The 18901-nt window shown below is 61.4% G+C and carries 13 protein-coding genes; all 13 read right to left on the bottom strand.

Annotated elements, in window-relative coordinates; genetic code table 11:
* Positions 1–2448: a type VI secretion system tip protein TssI/VgrG gene (gene tssI, locus AC5SEM_RS25330; protein ID WP_495471511.1), complete on the bottom strand. Its 2448-nt coding sequence runs from the start codon at positions 2446–2448 to the stop codon at positions 1–3.
* 28 nt (positions 2449–2476) lie between these two features.
* Positions 2477–3478, bottom strand: a complete 1002-nt coding sequence (locus AC5SEM_RS25335) for a serine/threonine-protein kinase (RefSeq protein ID WP_495471512.1) — start codon at positions 3476–3478, stop codon at positions 2477–2479.
* The gene (locus tag AC5SEM_RS25340; RefSeq protein ID WP_038359322.1) at positions 3475–4203 is read right to left on the bottom strand and encodes a PP2C family protein-serine/threonine phosphatase; all 729 of its coding nucleotides are present in this window, start codon (positions 4201–4203) and stop codon (positions 3475–3477) included. Before AC5SEM_RS25340 ends, AC5SEM_RS25335 begins: the two co-directional genes overlap by 4 nt.
* Positions 4203–7742, bottom strand: coding sequence for a type VI secretion system membrane subunit TssM (tssM, locus tag AC5SEM_RS25345; RefSeq protein ID WP_495471513.1), 3540 nt, complete (start codon positions 7740–7742; stop codon positions 4203–4205). Before tssM ends, AC5SEM_RS25340 begins: the two co-directional genes overlap by 1 nt.
* A gap of 13 nt (positions 7743–7755) precedes the next feature.
* Positions 7756–8631, bottom strand: coding sequence for a type IVB secretion system protein IcmH/DotU (gene icmH, locus AC5SEM_RS25350; protein WP_007920301.1), 876 nt, complete (start codon positions 8629–8631; stop codon positions 7756–7758).
* A 5-nt stretch (positions 8632–8636) separates the two neighbouring features.
* The gene (gene tssK, locus AC5SEM_RS25355; RefSeq protein ID WP_007920300.1) at positions 8637–9968 is read right to left on the bottom strand and encodes a type VI secretion system baseplate subunit TssK; all 1332 of its coding nucleotides are present in this window, start codon (positions 9966–9968) and stop codon (positions 8637–8639) included.
* Positions 9969–9970: 2 nt separating this feature from the next.
* Positions 9971–10471 carry a type VI secretion system lipoprotein TssJ gene (gene tssJ, locus AC5SEM_RS25360; protein WP_007920299.1) on the bottom strand — a complete coding sequence of 167 codons (501 nt, stop codon included), beginning with the start codon at positions 10469–10471 and terminating at the stop codon, positions 9971–9973.
* Between the two features lie 5 nt (positions 10472–10476).
* Positions 10477–11673: a type VI secretion system-associated FHA domain protein TagH gene (tagH, locus tag AC5SEM_RS25365; RefSeq protein ID WP_034152083.1), complete on the bottom strand. Its 1197-nt coding sequence runs from the start codon at positions 11671–11673 to the stop codon at positions 10477–10479.
* A gap of 18 nt (positions 11674–11691) precedes the next feature.
* On the bottom strand, positions 11692–11832 hold the full coding sequence (locus AC5SEM_RS25370) for a hypothetical protein (RefSeq protein ID WP_007920296.1): 141 nt from the start codon (positions 11830–11832) through the stop codon (positions 11692–11694).
* A gap of 93 nt (positions 11833–11925) precedes the next feature.
* The gene (locus AC5SEM_RS25375) at positions 11926–13446 is read right to left on the bottom strand and encodes a sigma-54 interaction domain-containing protein (protein WP_095113199.1); all 1521 of its coding nucleotides are present in this window, start codon (positions 13444–13446) and stop codon (positions 11926–11928) included.
* A 10-nt stretch (positions 13447–13456) separates the two neighbouring features.
* Positions 13457–16114: a type VI secretion system ATPase TssH gene (tssH, locus tag AC5SEM_RS25380; protein ID WP_495471514.1), complete on the bottom strand. Its 2658-nt coding sequence runs from the start codon at positions 16112–16114 to the stop codon at positions 13457–13459.
* 11 nt (positions 16115–16125) lie between these two features.
* Positions 16126–17133 carry a type VI secretion system baseplate subunit TssG gene (gene tssG / locus AC5SEM_RS25385; protein WP_116028535.1) on the bottom strand — a complete coding sequence of 336 codons (1008 nt, stop codon included), beginning with the start codon at positions 17131–17133 and terminating at the stop codon, positions 16126–16128.
* Positions 17097–18884 (bottom strand): type VI secretion system baseplate subunit TssF, encoded by a 1788-nt coding sequence (tssF, locus tag AC5SEM_RS25390; protein WP_007920286.1) that lies wholly within the window; start codon positions 18882–18884, stop codon positions 17097–17099. Before tssF ends, tssG begins: the two co-directional genes overlap by 37 nt.
* Positions 18885–18901: the final 17 nt, after the last annotated feature.

Consider the following 18901-nt stretch of genomic DNA (forward strand, 5'->3'; position numbering starts at 1 on the left):
TTATGCAATATGCTGTTCTTCGAGACGCTTAATATCGCTGGAAGAAAGATAATCTTTGTCTGCCAACTCACAAGAACGGTGGAAACAACGGGTGGCATGCTTCGTTTTCGGGCCATTTTCACCGTCGATTTTCCCATCATAGAACCCAAGATTTTTAAGGCGGGACTGAAGCCCTTTCACGTCCGAGGCTTCCGACTGAGCTTTCAAGTCCAACTCCCATACCCATGGCTGAGATTCTGCGCCAAAAGGATAAAAAGTAAGCTTGCCCTTCTTCGCATCGGGCGGAACTGGCTGGTCAACAAAACCTTCACTAGAAGTTGTGCCTTTGTAGGTCACTCCATCCACTTCCAGCGTATAGGGCTGTCCAGCAATACCTTTTTTGTCATAGGGACGTTTCATCTGAATACGGAAGCTCTTTTTCTCCGATGCTGGCGGAGTAGATGCCGGCGCATTCAACAACGCCTGATCCATCAAACTCCCCGCCTTATCCTTATCCGCCGCCCCCGGCAGCACCGGCGGTTTAATCCCGATGCCAGTCCCCGACCCAGCCGAGCCACCGGCATTAATTTTGATCACCGGCCCAACCACCGTCACCCCACCGCCATCCAGCTTGATAAAGCTCCCACCCCCAAGAATGGTCAGCTCCGTCCCCGCCTCAATAACAATCTTGTCCCCAGCCTTGAGGTGAATCTCTTTCCCCACACTGGTCAGCTGCGCCGTGCCCAGCTTCACATGCTGGTTCTGCCCAACCGTGAGGTGGTCATCCAGCTTCGCTTCAACCTTGCGGTCGAAAATCGTCGTGCGATGTTCCTCGGCCTTCAGCTCGGTGTAGCTGTTCTTCTCGACGGTGTCATGACGTTCATTCCCGACCCGAATCTTCTGATCGTGCTCAACGTTCTCATCCCAATCGCGCTGGGCATGAATGTAGATCTGCTCCGCACCTTTCTTGTCTTCAATGCGCAGTTCGTTATAACCACCGCCCCCCGGTGAGCTAAGCGTTTTGAACACGCTGCGAGTCTTGTTCGCCGGCAAGGCGTAAGGCACCGGGTTTTCCTTGTGGTACAGGCAGCCGGTCACCAGCGGTTGGTCGGGGTCGCCTTCGAGGAAGGTGACGAGGACTTCCATGCCGATGCGCGGGATGCTGATAGCGCCGTAGCGGTCGCCGGCCCAGGAGCTGGAGACGCGTAGCCAGCAGCTGGTTTTGTCGTCGGCCTGGCCTTCGCGGTCCCAGTGGAACTGGACTTTGATGCGGCCGTACTGGTCGCAGTGGATTTCTTCGCCTTTGGGGCCGGTGACCATGGCGGTCTGGCTGCCGAGGACGCGTGGTTTCGGGTGTTCGAGGGCCGGGCGGTAGAACACGTCCCACGGGGTGGCGAGGAAGGTGTTGCGGTAGCCTTGGTGGAAGTCGTCCTTGTTGTCGGTGGTGTCGCTGGTCACGCCTTCTTCGAGGACTTGCGGCTGCTTACCTTCGTGAAAGATTTCGGTGAGCAGCCACAGGTCGTTCCACTCGCTGCGTGGGTGGTCGGACATTTCCAGAAAGTGGCCGCTGACCAGTTTGGTCTGGTCGCCGCGACCTTCGGCCTGACGATAGTCGGCGCGGTGGCGTTCGAGGGCGCGCTGGCTGAGGAACTTGCCACGGGCGCGGTCGATGAAGCGGCCGGGGTAGTCGTAGTCTTCCAGATCTGGCTCAGCGTCTTTGCTATCGAGAGCGCCTTCGGGTTTGTAGGCGGCTTCCATTTGCAGGCGCGGTTTTTCGAAGTCGTAGTCGCGGCGTGTGGTGCGGCTGGTGCGGGTTTCCAGGCGCAGTTTGAAGCCTTTGATCACCGGTTCTTCGGCGACCATGCCGCTGCCCTGCACGTACGCGGTCGGCTGGCCGAGGTCGGGGAACACGGTCTGGTCGTCGCCAAACACCAGCAGGTGACCCTTGTCGCTGTGCTGGAAGTGGTAGTGAATGCCTTCCTCTTCGCACAGGCGCTGGACGAAGTGCAGGTCGGTTTCGTCGTATTGCACGCAGTAGTCGCGATCCGGGCACGGCTGGCTGAGCTGGAAGCTGTAGGCGTTGCCCATGATGCCGTGTTCTTCGAGGATCAGCGCGATGATTTTCGGCGCCGACATCTGCTGGTAGATGCGCTGGTTGGTGCGGTGATGCAGGTATTGCAGTTGCGGCACCATCGACACTTTATAGCGGGTCAGGCGCTTGCCGGCATCGCCTTGGGCGACGCGGTAGATCTGCCCATGGATGCCCGAGCCTTGTGGATCGAATGCCAGAAACGCTTGCTTGTGCAGCAGTTGTTCGAGGTCCAGGTCAGGGTTTTCGCTGACCAGTTCGAGGTCGAAACGAAACGGCTGGCTGATGCCTTCGGTGCCGGTGAACGACAGCACTTGCAGGTCGCCGACGTAGTCTTCGACCTTGAGGCTGAAGTGGGTTTCGTTAGCTGAGTTGAACATAAAGTGCTCCCTGTTCGAATGTCATCCGTTACGCCCGAAGTCGCAACCGTTGCAGCCAGGACGAAGTGGCGCCCATGGCGTCACGCAATTGTTGGGCAGTGATGCTGCGTTCTGCCGGGTTGAAGCTCAGCGCGGTTCGCAGCGCTGGCCAGCCGTGTTTCGGTAAGTTCGCCGGTGCTTGCAGTTCCCGCTCCAGGTGCTCATCGCGGGCCTGGGTCGAGGGCAAGCGGCGGAACGGGTGTTTGCCGCCCGCCAGTTCGTAGATCACGCAGGCCACGCCGTACACGTCCGCGCTGGCCGACAACGGTTGGCCCTCAAGCAGTTCGGGGGCGGCGTAGCCCGGGGTCCAGGCGTTGAAGCGTTCGCGGCTCAGGTGCGGCAGGCCGGGCATCACGCCCTCCTCTGCCTGACCGAGGCCGAAGTCGAACAGGCGCAGGCCGTCTTCGCTGAGCATGACGTTGCTCGGTTTCAGGTCACCGTGCAGCACGCCGCGACCGTGGGCGTAGGCCAGCGTGTCGAGCAGCGGCAGGATGATGTCGCGCAGCTCTTGCCACGGCAGGCCGAGGGGCCGCTCGCAGAGCAATTTGTCCAGGGTCAGGCCACGCATGTATTCCATGGTGATGAAGGCCCGCTGGCAGTCGGTGTCGACTTCAAAGGTATGTGCACGCACGACGTTGTCGTGGCGCAGGCGTCGGGTCAGGGCGAACTCGCTGTAGAGCAAGGCACTGGCGTCCGGCGATTCGGCAAATTCTTCGCTGAGGATTTTCAGCGCAATGTAAGGATCGGGATCACCGAACTGTTCGTGCAGCAGATCCCGCGCCCGGTAAACGGCGCCCATGCCACCGGCCCCGAGCAGACGCTCGAGGTGGTAGCGACCGGCGAGTACATCCGGCAGTGCACCGATGCTGGCCTTGGTCGGCGCCAGCAACGGTTCTGCTCTGTTTTCCTTGGCAAAGGCGAAGTAGGTCAGGTTGTTGGCCTGTTCGTCGCTCATCAGCAAGTCATCGACTGAGGATTCGATTTCAGTCATTGGCGGATCACCACGGCTGTCAGGTTGTCACGCGCGGCGCCACGCAGGGCGCCGTCGAACAAACGTTCCAGCGCCACGTGCGGCGCGCTGAGGCTGAGAGCGTTGCCGAGGGCATCGCTGCTCAAGCCCTGATACAAACCATCGCTACAGAGCAAAAACGCATCGCCCGGATAAACCTCGAGTTCGAGGACATCCAGGGTCAGTTGTTCAGCGGCGCCGACGGCTCGGGTCAAGGCCTGAGCCGCCGGGTGTGCTGCCGCTTGTTCGACGCTCATTTGTTGTTCGTCGATCAGTTGCTGTTGCAGCGAATGATCCTTGGACAGCTGATACAGCCGCTGCCCGCGCCACATGTAGCAACGACTGTCGCCGGCCCAGATGCAGGCCGCGCGGTTGCCTTCCACCAGCAGCGCCACGACGGTGCTGCCCATGATGCTGTCGTGGCGTCCGGCGGTGACCGTCAACTCCTGCCCCAAGCGCCGGTTCAGCCAGTGCAGGCACTGGCGGATGGCTTTGAGGCGTTCGTCGAAGTCCTCGTGTTGCGGCAGTTCAGCCAGGCTGGCGACGATCAACTGGCTGGCGATGTCGCCACCCTGATGACCGCCCATGCCGTCCGCGACCACCCACAGCCCCTGCTGTGGCGAGTCGAGGAAGGCATCTTCGTTGCGCGCCCGCACCTTGCCCGGGTCGGTACGCGCCGCGCTGCGCCAGGCACTGGCCACCAGCATCAGAGCTGCACCGGCATACGGAAGGTGCGCAGTACGCCCATGTCGAACGGATTCGGCGTGCGCTGGCTGGTCAGCAGGTAGTTAGCGCGCAGGCCACCTACGTCGGCTTTCAGCACCAGCACGTCGCGACCGGTCAGGTACTCGGTCTGCATCAGGTCGAACAGACGGAACAGCGACCATGGGCCGGAGTTCTTCTCGATGCCGATCGGGCGACCGGCCATTTTGTCCATGACCAGACTGGTGCGACCGTCTTCAGCATCGGTCGGCCATTTGAACGACATTGGCAGGATCGGACCGTGGCGGTATTCCATGGTCTTGTCGCCGAACTTGAACTCGGAACGGCTGACGGCCGGGTCGAGGGTGTACGGCTCCAGTTTGAACTGCACGGTCGGCTCGGCCGGGTTGATCGAGAAGAAGCTCTGACGAATCGTCAGCGCTGCCGCCATCTGGTCGAGATACATCTTCGATACCGGCAGGCTGTGGCCGTCGACGCTGCGCATGCGGTAGTTGCCCGGATCGCCGCTGACGAACGGACGCAGGTAGCTGTCGAAGAAGCGGTCGACGGTACCTTGAGCGCGGAAGAACTCACGGAAATCGCTGATCGCTACGTCGCTGGTGCTGCTGGCGCTGAACGGATAACGCTTGCTGATGGTTTTGCCATACACGCTGTACAGCTCGTTCTGATAACGGCCGTTCAGGTATTGGTAAGCATCGTTAAGCACCAGACGCCACGAGTCTTCGGCCAGCACGTTGAACCACACGCTGAGCGGACGCGGCAGACGGCTGGACGCATTGCGCAGGTTGGTCAGCGCATCACGCTGGCCGCTCATGCGGGTTTTCGCCATTTCGAACGCGGCTTGTTCCGGTGTGCTGGAACGGGCCAGACCGGCCAGTTGCAGTTGCAGGTCGTTGAGCGCGCTCAGTGCAGGCGTCAGGTCGGCCGCCGGGCCGTTGTTGTCATCGAGCAAACGATGCAGCGGTTCGAAGCGGCGTTGCAGCGACTTCTTCGCGGTGTCCGGCAGGGTCTTCGCCACGTTCAACGCCGAAGCCTTGTCCGCTGCGGCGGCGGCAAGTTTGCCAACCTTACCCAGTTTGCCTTTCTGCCCGGCCAGCGCATCAGCAGCGTCGCCAGCTTCTTCGACAGGATCTGCAGCGGCCTGGAAGCGCGTGTTCTCACGCACTTCAGTGAGCAATGCCAGCACCGGCGAGTTGGCCGAAGTCAGGCCCGCCAGTTGTTCGGCGCCTTCACCGGCGTCGCTGATTGGCGGCAGGGCAACCTGGCCAACGGCTTCGCTCCAGTAATTGGCGTAGTCGCGGAAATACAACTGCTCCAGCTCGACCATCAGACGACGCAAGTCCATGTCGCTGATGCCGGCGCCCTCGCCCAGTACCCAGTTGTCACGCAGGATGTCGGTGACCAGCGCCGAACCCTGTACCGAGAAGTACTGCTGATAACCGGTTTGCGTGTAGAACCCCGGGATCACGTATTCGGTGCCGATAAACAGCGAGCCTTGTGGGCCGAGGTGTTGGCTGAAACGATAGTCCGGCAGGTTGCGCGCCTGCTCGCGGAGCATGCGGTAAACCACGGTGGCCAGCGATTCGCTGCGCAATACCTGACGCGCCTGAGTGACCAGTTGGTCGTTCAGCGGGTAGATAAACGGCTGCTTCAGCAGGCGATCGAGGTGCGCACTCAAACCGTTCTGTACGGCGGTGTTGCCGGTATAGCGCGTCGACCAGTCAGTAGCGACCCAGTCCTTGAGCCACGCGGCATCGCGACGATCCTTCATGTTCAACATCAGGTACGCGCGCAGGCTGTTGAGCAGGCGGTCGCGGTCCTTCATGTTGGCGCGGATCTGCCCTTCGAGCATGGTCGCCACCCGTGGCAGCAGTTGCTTTTCAAGCTCGCGCTCGTAAGCCTCTTTGACCATTGGATTGACGTCTTCACCCTGATACAGACCGCCGCGCTCGTGATACGACACGTCGCCTTTTTTCGGGAAGACCTGGGTCGCGGCGTAGCTGGTGTCGAGGGTTTTCAGCACGCCCATGGCGTCATCACGCGGCGACAAAGCTGTGCGCTGCTGCGTCCAGTTCTGCGCCAGATTGCGCAGGTTTTCCAGGCGCTCGTAGTTGGCCGAGAAACCACCGGCCCAGAGCATGCCGAACAGCGCCAGCGAAGCGAGTGCGCCGACGTACAGCGCACGCTGGCCCCAATGGATGCGGCTGCGTTCGCGCTTGTCCAGACCGGCCAGATCGGCCTCTGGGAAAATCACCTGGCTGAACAAGTGATGGATGAAACGCGATCGGCCGCTGCGCAGGGTCGGCAGCACGCCGGCGCTCATGCCGAGGCTGGCGCCGATGCCGGCGGTGGTGGCATCCATCTCTTGAGTCAGGTGCGGCGCGCTCGTCAGGTAGAAACCGCGCAGTTGCGTGGCACGCTGATAACGGTTGCCGGTGAACGCCATGTCGACGAACAGGCACAGGCGCTCGCCGATCTGCCCGAGTTGATGCGGGAAGTCGAGGATGCGACCACGGCGCTGAGTGTCGCGCTCGGAGTGCATGCGCATGATCACTTGGCTGTTGAGGCGACGCAGCAGTTCTTCGAACTCGTTGCGCAGCACAGCGACGTCGGTGCCGACCTGATCCTTGCGGAAACTGGTGCCGAGCACTTGATCGCTTTCTTCGCGAGTCAGTTGATCGAAGAACTCGTCGAAACCAAGCAGCTTGTCAGCCTTGCTCAGGACCAGGTACACCGGCACGTCGACGTGCAGTTTCTGATGCACGTCTTGCAGACGGCCGCGAACCTGGCGTGCGAGGGTATCGATGTCCTGCTCACTGCCGCCAAGCAGGGTTTCCACCGGAATGGTCACCAGCACGCCGTTCAACGGACGCCCGCGACGGCGCTTGCGCAGCAGTTCCAGCAAGGTGGTCCAGGCGCTGCCGTCGACTTCCGCGTCAGGCTGGGTCATGTAGCGCCCGGCGGTGTCGATCAGCACACCGTGGTCGGCGAAGTACCAGTCGCAATGACGGGTGCCGAGGGTGTCGCGGGTCAGCTTGCGGTCGATCTTGTTGATCGGGAATTCCAGACCGGAAAAGTCCAGCAGGCTGGTCTTGCCGGAAGCCTGCGGACCGATCAGCAGGTACCACGGCAAGTCACTGCGCCAGCGCTCGCTGCGGCCGCGATACAGGCTGGAAGTCTTCAGGGTTTTCAGCGCGTCTTTGAAGCGCGCCTTCAACTCCTTCTGTTCTTCGTCGATCAGCTCTTCGCGGCGAATGCGGTCCTGGCCGTCCTCGCTTTCTTCCTCGGCTTTCTTGCGAATACCCGAGCGCCAGCTGACGAAGACCATGGTCAGGCCCCAGATCAGAAACAGCACAGCGATGGTCAGCAAGCGAGAGGTCGAGCTCTCCCAGAACTTGTAGTCATCAACCGCCAACAACGGGCCGACGAACCACACCAGCAGCGCCACGAACAGCACCAGCAGCAAGGTCCAGACCCAGGTCTGGCGCAGGAAGGCGCCGACTTTCTTGAAAAACTTTTTCATCACACGTCCCTGTTTACGGCTGCGACTGCGGTTGCACCGCGGCCGGATCAAGCGGCTGATAAGGTTGCAGAACGGTGTCGCGCTGCTCGCCCAAGACCCAGGCGAAGCCCGAATACATCACCACCAGGCAGACCAAAGTGAACAACACCACCATCCACGCCGGCACGATGCGCACCAGGTTGCGACGCTGATCGTTCAAGCCTTCCCAGTGCGGCGACAACTCGCGCGGCACGTCGCCACGTAACTGACGAATCTGCCGGTACAGAGCATCGCGGATGCCTTCAAGTTCGAGCATGCCGCGTGCCTGAACGCGGTACTTGCCCTCGAAACCGAGGGACAGGCACAGGTACATCAGTTCGAGCATCGGCAGGTGCTTGACCGGGTTTTTCGACAGTCGATCGAGCAACTGGAAGAACTTCTCGCCCCCGAAGGTTTCGTTGTGGAAGCTGCTCAGCAGGCTCATCTGCGACCATTCGCTTTCGTTGCCCCACGGTGTGGTCACGACAGCTTCGTCGACCACGGTGCAGAGCACGTAACGCGCGGCCATCACCTGGCTGCTTTCGGCGCCGTTGTGCAGGGCGCGTACTTCAAACAATTTCAGCCCGGCAGTCAGACGCTCGTTGAGTGCGTACAAGTCTTCGCGGGTTTCGCTGTGCTTGAGGCGCACCACTTCCGAAAGCAGCTCGGACGAAGCAGCGACCAGCGAATTGAGGCTGATGTTGAACGCTTCTGCCGGGCGCAGGCGCGCGGCGTAGATCATGCGTTCTTCCAGTTGCTCGAAACGCGGCGGCGCGGCGAAGTCGGTCAGCGGACTCGATGCCGGTCCGTGGCCCTGACGATCGAGCAGGACGGTTTTGTCGTCCTGGTTGTAATCCGTTTCCTTGATCATGTCGGTCAGTTCCTGATGGCCCAGAATTTCAGTTCAAGCTCGGCGAATTCGCCGGACACATGGAACGCGAAACCGCCGGAGCGCTCGAGTTGTGCCAGGTCTTCGGAACTGAGTTCGAGGATGAAATAGGTTTTGTTCGAGTGGAACGCGATCTGCCGCGGGGCCACCGGCAACGGTTTGACTTTGATCCCCGGCAAGTGCAGGTTGACCAGTTGGCGGATACGCTCCACCGGGCCGACCTTGAGGTGCGCCGGCAAACGGTGGCGCAGTTCTTCGGAGTCGCAGTTGGCACTCGCTGCCAGCACGAACGACGCCGAGCCGAGCAGTTTGTGGTCGTGCAACGGCGAGACGATGATGCCGTACTGACGTGCTTGCAGGATCAGTTCAATGGCGTGCTGCTCGAGCACCATCGACAGCACCTGACGAATTGCTTCCATCAGTTTGCGGAAGCTCCCACCCTGGTCAGCGTGGGAATAGCGGCTGTCCAGACGCGGGCGTTTGCTTTCGCCGGAGAAGGTCGCCAGATCGCCGAGCATGGTCAGCAGCGTGCGGTACAACTCTTCCGGGTGTACTTGCTCCAGACCGAGGTAGTGACGCAGCAGCAGTTCGGTGCGGTTGATCAGTTGCAGCATCATGAAGTCGCCGACTTCGGCACCGCCAACTTTGCCGTTGGAGCGAATCCGCTCGGCAATCGTGTCGCCACGGTGGTTAAGCATGCTGATGACTTCTTTCAGACACGACAGCAAGTAGCTGGAGGCGTGGGCCTGAATGTAGGTCGGCACGAAATCCGGGTCGAGGCTGATCACGCCGTCGGGCGTGGTGTCGAGCACGTCGCAGATCTTCAGTTTCACGTAGGCCTGATCGCTCTGCTGCTCGCCGAGCAACAGTTTGAAGTCCGGGCGACCGCAGCTGACCTGGCTAGCGGAATCGTCGCCGGCGTTGGAATCAGCGACTTCGGCGTCGTACGCGGTGTAACGCGCGAGCACGTCGGACTGCTCCGGACGGCGCGACTCGATGTGGTTACCGGTGACCAGCGGCAGCGCCAGATAGATCGGCGTGTTGCCGGTGTTCGGCGGCACGTCCAGCGCCAGCGGCTCAGTGTTGCCACCGAGCTCGAACAGGCTGCCGTCCGGCAGAATCCCCGAGGCTTCACTGATCACCAGTTTGCCCATGTTGAGGAACTGCAAGTCGATCTCCAGATTGAGGAAACCCCAGGTGTAACCACCCAGCAATTGGGTGCGGGTTTTCATCTGGTGATCGTAATAACGATCGTTGTGCTGGAAGTGCTGCGGACGCAGCAGCATGCCTTCCTGCCAAATGACTTTATGGGTATTCATGATCAGTCATCCGCCTTGGCGAGCACTTGATTGGTGTTGCGGATGCCGGTCTGGTCCAGAGTCAGATCGACTTCGGTAACTTCCAGCGGAGTGATCTGAACGGTGTGGCGCCATTGGGTGTCCGGCAAGTCGCGGTAAGCGGCGAGAACGCCCACATAAAGGCTGCCCTCTTCCACCTTGAGCTTCATTTCCACGGTTTCACCCGGGCGCAGCTCGAGCTCTTCGCTGGCCACCAGATCCGGGTTGAGGGATTCCTTGGCGCGCTCGTACAGGCTGAAGAAATCAGCGTTTTCGAAGGTCACCGGGTGCTTGAGTTCGAACAGGCGCACGACGATCGGCGACGGCCGACCGTTGAGGTCCGGGTTGAGCTGATCGCTGCCGGTCAGCTTCAGGTTGATCTTGGTCACTTTCGAGTACGGCGACAGCGACGAGCAACCGGCGAGCAGCACCAGCACGGTGAGCGCAGTCAGCGTCTTGAAAAAAGCGGTCGAGCGGCGAGACATGCGCATCATCCTTGGTGGTCGGTGTGGAGGGTGGAGATCAGGCGGATCTGTTCTTCGTAAGCCTGGGCAAAGTCGCGGGCCAGCAGACGCTCGCTCCAGTCATCGTCCTGACGCAGCGCCTGGTGATAACGACCGAACGCTCTCCAGCGTCCGCCCGAGGTCGCGATCAATGGCTTGTTGTCACGCTCGAAACGCAGGGTCAGTTGTTCCGGAGAGAAATGCTCCAGGGTGCCGCGCACGGCAGCGCGGCTGGCGGTCAGCAGGGCCACTTGATGCGCCTGCAGGTCGCGGAACGCGCGGGAGATCGCTTGCTCGGCCGGCAGATGGCCGGGCTTGCTTGGCTGCAACAGAATCTGCAGGGCTTCGCTCGGATCGACGGCGAATTTCAGCGGGTTCTTGTTGGTGCCTTGCACGGTGGTCTGGGCCAGACGCAATTCGTTTTTCAGCTCCGAGCGGGTACGCAGGCTCTGCTGCAGACCGCCGATGCTTTGGCGCAGCAAGCGCGCCGCGTTCAGCGCCAAGGCTTCGCGCTCGTCGTGGCTGAGGCCTTTGACGTCGACGCCCAGCGCTGCACCGAAATGATCCCAGAAACCTTCGCTTTGACGCTCAACGGCTTTCGGTGCCGGAGCGGGCTCAGGTTCGACGGGGGCTGCAATCAGCTCCGGCACCATCAGGCTTTCCATGTCGATGCGCGCGTAGTCGGCACGCTGACGGGAATCCTCAGGTTTGGTGTTCGGCGCCAGCAGTTCGTCGATTTCCGAGTACACACGCTCTTGCTGTTCAAGGGCATTGAGCGGGTCGAGATCGAGGAACGCGTCGTCCGGGATGATGCTGCCGGCAGCGCGTGGACGGCCGACTTCACCGTCGAAGGTCGCCGGGTCACGCACCAGGCGCGCGCGAATCTCGAAGTCACCCAGCACGTAGGTGCTGCCGTGCTCGATGCGCACTGGTTCGCCCTTGTGCAGGCGCGCGCCGCTCTCGCCGTCCTGGACACCGTTGCTGCTGGTGTCGGTGAGGAAGAACGTGCCCTCGCGGTAGCTGACAATCGCGTGATGATTGGACAGGTGACGCTTGCGGTCAGGGATGATCCAGTCGCAGTCCTCGCCCCGCCCGATCACGCCGCCGGCCTGTTTAAAGGTCTTCTGGCACAACTCGGTGGGCACGAACTGCTTGGTGTTCAGCATTTCGAAAACCAATTCCATGTTTGATGCTCCTTGCGGTCACTTGCCGCGATTGACCGCTTGCGGATCACCCAACGGGCGATAGTCGTTGTCGTTGAATTTGTAGTTGCCGCTACAGCCGCCCAGGCCGCATAGAACGACGAGGGTCAGCAGGACAGCTTGCCAGTGACGAACAGACATCAGAGGGTCTCCAGGTGTAGACAAAGCACAAAGCGCCGACCCTTGCGGGCGGCGCTGAAATTGGTTTTTGCGAGAATTTCGATGACGTTTTGCCTACCCATCGAAATCTCCCAGATTGATGTTCAGACGGCCGAGCCGATACAGCAGCGTGCGTCGCGGCAGGCCCAATTCGCGGGCGGCGAGGGTCTGGTTGCCGTCGTTTTTGCGCAAGCAATCGAGCAATAAAGTGCGTTCGACCTGCTCCAGACGTTCGCGCAAATTCAGGTGGCTGTTGTCTTCCGGCATTGCCTCCATGCGCAGGGAGAAATGCTCGGCGAGCAACTCGCCGCCTTCGCACAACAGCACCGCGCGCTCAACGAGTGCCTTGAGTTCACGCACGTTGCCGGGGAAGTTGTAGCCGGACAGGTGTTCCAGCGCCGCGCTCGACCAGCGCACCGGATCGCGTTGCAAATACGTGCAGGTCTTCTCGGCGAAGTGCTGGGCCAGTTCGAGGATGTCGCCTTCACGCTGACGCAGGGCCGGTAACTCGATCGGGAACTGCGCGAGGCGGTAATACAAGTCCTCGCGGAATTTGCCTTCGCTGACCAGCGTCGACAGATCGCGGTGGGTCGCGGCGATGATGCGTACGTCAATCTTGTGGGTGTCGTTGGAACCTAGCGGACGAATCTCGCCTTCCTGCAACACGCGCAAGATCTTCGCTTGCAACGACAGCGGCATGTCGCCGATCTCGTCGAGCAGCAGCGTGCCGCCATTGGCCGCATCGAACAGCCCGGCGCGGTCGCGGTCGGCGCCGGTGAACGCGCCTTTGCGATAGCCGAACAGTTCGCTTTCCAGCAGGTTTTCCGGAACCGCTGCGCAGTTCTGCACGATGAACGCCTGGGAACGGCGTGGGCCGCAATCGTGAATCGCCCGCGCAACGACCTCCTTGCCGGTGCCGGTTTCGCCACGCAACAACACGGTGTACGGGCTGTGCAGGACTTTGCTGATCAGCGAATGGGTCTGGCGCATCGCCGCGCTTTTGCCGATCAAGCCATAGCCACTGATGCTCGGCACGCTGCGTGCCACTGTTGCCGATTCCGCCAGCGGCTGACGCAGGCGTTGCAACAAATGCAATTGGCCAAGCACAAACGAGCCGAGCTGGCCGAGGGAATCAGCGAAGCCTTGCAGGTGGGTGCGACGACGGCTGGCGCACAGCAGCAGACCTTCGACAGCTTTGTGCTGATTGACCAGTGGCACGCACAACAGCGACTGCCACGGCGAGGTTGCCGCCGGCAGAAAACTGGTTTCGTGCAGGCTGCCGCTCAAGTCGTCGAGGCACACCACGCGGTTCTGGCACAGGGCAAATTGCAGCAGTTGTTCACCGTTGTAATCCGCCGGCAGGCTCGCCGCTTCGCGCGGTTGCAAGGCGCCGTCGAGGCATTCAGCGTTCATCCCCAGGCACGTGTGGGTGGCGTCGAGCAGATACAGCTGCGTCAATTCGCAACCGCTCAACTCGGCCAGACCACGCACGAAGTCACCCAGCAACGCAGCACCGTCCGCCGCCCGCGACAGACTGGCGAACTGCGCCAGCAACGCTTCGGCATAGACCAGTGGCTGCGGCACCTGAGTGAACATCACGCCCACCTCAGGCGAACTCGCACGTCACGCTGGCTTCACCGTCGAGCGTGGCATGCACACGCTTGAGGCTTTCACCGGTGGCCATGGCGTCGAGCAGACGATCCGCCACCAATGGCAGCACGTGCTGATCGAGCAGATGGTCGATCAGGCGCGCGCCGCTGTCGCTTTGCGTGCAGCGCTCGGACAGGTGATCGACGAGGTTCTGGCACCAGCTGAAATCCAGCTGACGACGGTTGAGGCGCTCGCCGAGGCGGCCGAGTTTGATCTCGATCAGCTCGCGCAATACCGGGCCGCCGACCGGGTAGTAAGGCACCACTTTCATCCGCGCCAGCAGCGCCGGTTTGAAGTGTTTGCTGAGTACCGGGCGGATGGTTTCTTCGAGGACTTCGGCGGTCGGGCGTGCGCCGTTCTCGCAAAGGTCGCTGATCTTGTCGCTGCCGAGGTTCGAGGTCATCAGGATCAACGTGTTGCGGAAGTCGATCTCGCGACCCTCGCCGTCGTTGGCCACGCCTTTGTCGAAGATTTGGTAGAACAGGTTGAGCACGTCCGGGTCAGCCTTTTCGACTTCATCGAGCAACACCACCGAGTACGGTTTCTGCCGCACGGCTTCGGTGAGCATGCCGCCCTCGCCGTAACCGACGTAGCCCGGTGGCGCGCCGATCAGGCGGGAAACGGTGTGCTTCTCCTGGAATTCGGACATGTTGATGGTGGTGATGAAACGATCACCGCCGTACAGCAAGTCAGCCAGGGCCAGCGCGGTTTCGGTTTTACCAACACCGCTCGGACCGACCAGCAGGAACACACCGACCGGCGCGTCAGGCTTGTTCAGGCCGGCAGCGGTGGCGCGCATCGAGCGATCCAGTGCGTGTACGGCTTGTTCCTGACCACGGATGCGCGTGCGCAGGTCGGTGGCGAAACTGGCGACTTTGGCGTTGTGTTCGCGGGCCAGTTGCGCCAGCGGCACGCCGGTCCAGGCGCTGATCACTTCGGCGACCAGACGCGGGCACACTTCGAAGCTGACCAGACGCTCTTTGACTTGGGCGGCGGTCAGGGCGCTGTGGGTTTCGTTGAGTTGGGCTTCCAGCGCCTCGACGCTTTGGCCTTCTTCGACTTCGGCAGCGACGGTTTCGATCACCGTGCCTTCGGCGTCTTCTTCGACGCTGACGGTCGGCTCGACGGCGGCGGCTTCGCGAGCCTTGGCCAGTTGCTGACGCAGTTCCAACAGGCGCTCGGCCAGTTGCTTCTGCTCAGTCCACAGGGTTTCCAGCGCGACCATTTCGTCTTCGGCTTCGTCGAGACGCGCTTCCAGAGCATCCAGCGCTTCGTGGTCGATCAGCAGACCGGCTTCGGCGTCGCGACGCAGGGCCTGACGCTGACGGCCACCTTCAGCCAGTTCGCCACGCAGGCGCTCAAGGCTTTCCGGGGCAGCGGCGAGGCTGATGCGAACGCGGGCGCACGCGGTGTCGAGAACGTCGACGGCTTTGTCCGGCAGTTGCCGGCCAGCCAGATATCGCGCGGACAGCTCAGCGGCCGAGACCACCGCGTCATCACGCAGGTAGATGCCGTGGCTCTTCTCGTAAACCTGGGCCAGACCACGGAGGATGGTCACCGCTTCGCTGACGGTCGGTTCGTGCAGTTGCACCGGTTGGAAACGACGGGCCAGCGCCGGGTCTTTCTCGAAGTATTTCTTGTACTCGGCCCAAGTGGTCGCAGCGATGGTGCGCAGTTCGCCACGGGCCAGTGCCGGCTTCAGCAGGTTGGCCGCGTCGGAACCGCCCGCGTTGCCGCCGGCGCCGATCAGGGTGTGAGCTTCATCGATGAACAGAATGATCGGTTTCGGCGAGGCTTTGACTTCGTCGATCACGCCTTTGAGACGACGTTCGAATTCACCTTTGACGCTGGCGCCGGCCTGCAACAGGCCCATGTCCAGCGATAGCAGCTCAACGCCTTTAAGCACTTGCGGTACTTCACCGGCAGCGATGCGCGACGCCAGACCCTCGACGATGGCGGTCTTACCCACGCCAGCTTCACCGACCACGATCGGGTTGTTCTTGCGGCGACGGGCGAGGATGTCGACCATCTGCCGGATCGCGCCATCACGGCACAGCACCGGGTCGAGTTTGCCGTCGCGGGCCTGCTGGGTCAGGTTGTGGGTGAAGCGCTGCAACAGCGATTCGCCTTGCGCGGCGGGTTTGCCATTGGCCGCTGGTTGCTCCTGTTGCGACAGGGCAAATTCCTTCAGGCGATCGATGTTCAGCTTGGCGAGCAGCGGCTGATAGCGGCTGCCGGCGTAGCGCATCGGGTTGCGCAGCAAGGCGAGGATCAGCGCGGCGTCTTCGACCTGGGTCTGGCCCAGTTCGAGGTTGGCCACCAGCAGCGCATCTTGCAGCCACTGCACCAGTTCCGGGGCGAACACCGGGTTGCGCGAAGCGCTGTGTTCGACGCGCGATTGCAGCGCGGCGCTGAGTTCGCCGGCGTCGACGTCTGCATCCTGCAGTGCGCGCGACAACAAGCCATTCGGACGCTCGAGCAGACCGAGCATCAAATCTTCGACGAGGATCTTGCTGCCGCCACGGGCCACGCAACGCTCGGCCGAACGTTCCAGATCACGACGGGTTTCGGCGTCCAGCGCCTGGATGAGTTGTTGCAGGTCTACGTTGATCATGGCTCACGTCCTTAATGAATTTTGCTGCCCAGGGTCACCACGCCGTCCGCTTTTTCGCGGCCCAGCCAACTGGTCCAACCGAGGCGACAGGCGTTCTGCTCACCGATGCGCAGTTCGCGGATTTCTTCCTGGCGCAACACCAGGCGGATGTCGTAATCGAGCGGGTCACGCAAGGTGAACCGCACCAGCGCGCAGAGCGGCTGGTAACCGAAACCGATCGGCAGGAATTCATGGAATCGCTGCCAGTCGAGTTCGGTGATGTGAATGCGGAATTTGCCGCTGCGGTCGCGCACGTGTTCGCCGAGCACCAGGTCTTCACCGAGCAGGCTGTTGGCGCGGCCCAAACGATTGCGCTGCTCTTCGAGAATTTCTACGCGGCGCTCGATGCACTGCTCGATGACCAGGTCTTCGTGCTTGAAGTAGTAACGCAGCACGGCTTCGATCAGCGCCGCCGAGTGCGCGCGCAAGCTGAGCAGGCCGAGGTACGGCAGCAGGCGTTTCCAGTTGAGTTCCTTGGCCTTGCGGATCTCTTCGCCACCCAGGCCAATCAGCGCAAACAGCTGCGCCGAAAACGGGTCAAGCGCGCCGCTCTGGAAGCTTGCGCGGTAACGATATTTGCGCCAGATCGGCAGCATCAGCCGTTGCAGGCGATGGTGGAACAGGTCGAGGAAGTTGCGCGTCGGGTTGCCGTCTTCGCTGTCGCCCAGGGCTTGTTCGCCGTAGAACGCCGGCAGCGGCGAACCCGAGCCGACCAGGCCGATCAGGTTGAAACGCATGCGCGCGCGCATCTGCCCGTGCTCTTCGAAAAACTCCACGCGATCGACGTCGCTGCGCGGAAAGCCCAGGCTCGGGTTGGCCTGAAACTCCACGTGGTCGTACAGATCGTCTTCGCTCAGGTACGGGTGTGCTTCGCGCAGCCGGTCGATCACCAGCAGCACGGCCTGAAACAGCGAGTACTCGCGTATTACCTTGGTCAGCCCGCTTAAAGCAGGGGCTGCAGGCCCATACGTGGTGTCCATTGGTACACCTCTCCCTGTGTGCTTTTTACGCGCAGCTCATGGAATGAATTGAGACTGGCGTAAAGCGCGAAAAACTCGTTAAGAACCGAAGCGAAAACGAACAGGTCGCCTTCGCCGATGTACCCTTCCGGGTCGATGGTCAGTTCGGTGCGCAAACCGCGCACCGGCAACCCACGGTGCAAGCGGTCGACGTGGTGATGCTTGATGTGCTTGAGGCCGCCGAGCAGGCGTTTGCTGACCTTCTCCGCGTGCTGGTCGTAGTAGCGCGGCAAGTCGTAGGTTTCGAGAATCACCTTCAACGCATTGACGTCGGCCAGCGACAGATAGTTAAGCGACATGTTGCTGATCAGCTTCCACAGGAAGTCACGGTTCAGCGGTGGCGCGAAGCTCGACGTGGCCGGGGTGATGTTGCGGAAACTCAAAAACTCCGGCGTCTCTTCGCAGGCCATGCAGATGTCGCCGAGCTTGAGCTTGCGCGGCAGATTCTGGTTGGTGCAGATCAGCTCGATCGACAGGGTTTCGTGGGCTTCGGTGTGGCGGATGCCGAAGCTCAGGTAGGTGTCGAGGCCATCGTGCAGCAAGGACGAACGCTGGCGAATGCTGTAATGCGGACGGCTATTGGGTACGTCGAAACTCGGGTCGTGCTCGAAGGATTCGAACGGCACGTATTCCTGATAACCGAGGCCACCGGGCTTCCAGCCGGTCACGGTTTCCACCGAAAACACACCGCAGTTTTCCAGATCGTATTCCGCTGGCAGCAGCAGGTATTCGTCCTGCTTGCCGTCCAGGCGAATCGGCAGTGCGTCGTGCGCAAACAGGTTCGCAATCGGCGTGCAGAACAGCTTGACGTTATCCAGAGTCGGACGCATGCGCATGATGCCGCTCTTGCGGATATCGAAGCGCAATTCGAGGCCACGCATCTGCTTGAGGGTGTCTTCCGGCAGCGCGTTGATGATGTCCAGACCGTTGACGTCGACAAACAGGAACTTGTCCTGGAAGGCGAAGTATTCCTGCAGGTAGCGATAGCCACGGAAGGTGTTCAGCGGATACGGGATCAACGCTTCTTCTTCGGCAAAGCCCACCGGTTTGACCCGATCACCGGGAATCTTGAACGCCATCGGCTTGCCGCTGACGCCATCAATCGGTTTGCCGGCGCCGTCGAGCGGGATCAGTTCGATGCCTTCAAGGTTGCGCAGCAGGCTCAGGTAGAGCATCTGGCTGATGTAGCGCTCACCGGCAAAGTGCAGACGCAGTTTGCTCAGTTCCAGCTCACCGAGGTGGCCATCGGCACTCATTTCCAGACGCAGGCTGAGCAGCGAGCCGTCGCCCTTCACCGAGTAGTTCAGCGCGGCCAGATCCAGCGGCAGCACGTCAGTCGGGTAGCAGGTGCGGAAGCGGCAACGCACGTCTTCGATCGGTTTGCTTTCAATCGGCGTATCGCGCTCGACGCGCAACGCCGGCCCGGAACGCTTGAGCGGATCGAACTGCAAAATGCTGAACGCCGGCAGCGGGCGCATGTAGTTCGGCCACAGCAGTTGCATCAGCGAATGGCTGAGCTCCGGCAACTCGTCATCGAGCTTCTGGCGCAGCCGCCCGGTGAGAAACGCAAAGCCTTCGAGCAACCGCTCCACATCCGGATCCCGCCCTGCCTGGCCCAGATACGGCGCCAACGCCGGACTACGCTCGGCGAAACGGCGACCGAGTTGGCGCAGTGCGGTGAGTTCGCTTTGGTAGTAGTGGTTAAACGACACGGGTTACCTGCCTGGTA

The sequence above is a fragment of the Pseudomonas sp. CH61 genome (assembly GCF_059429415.1).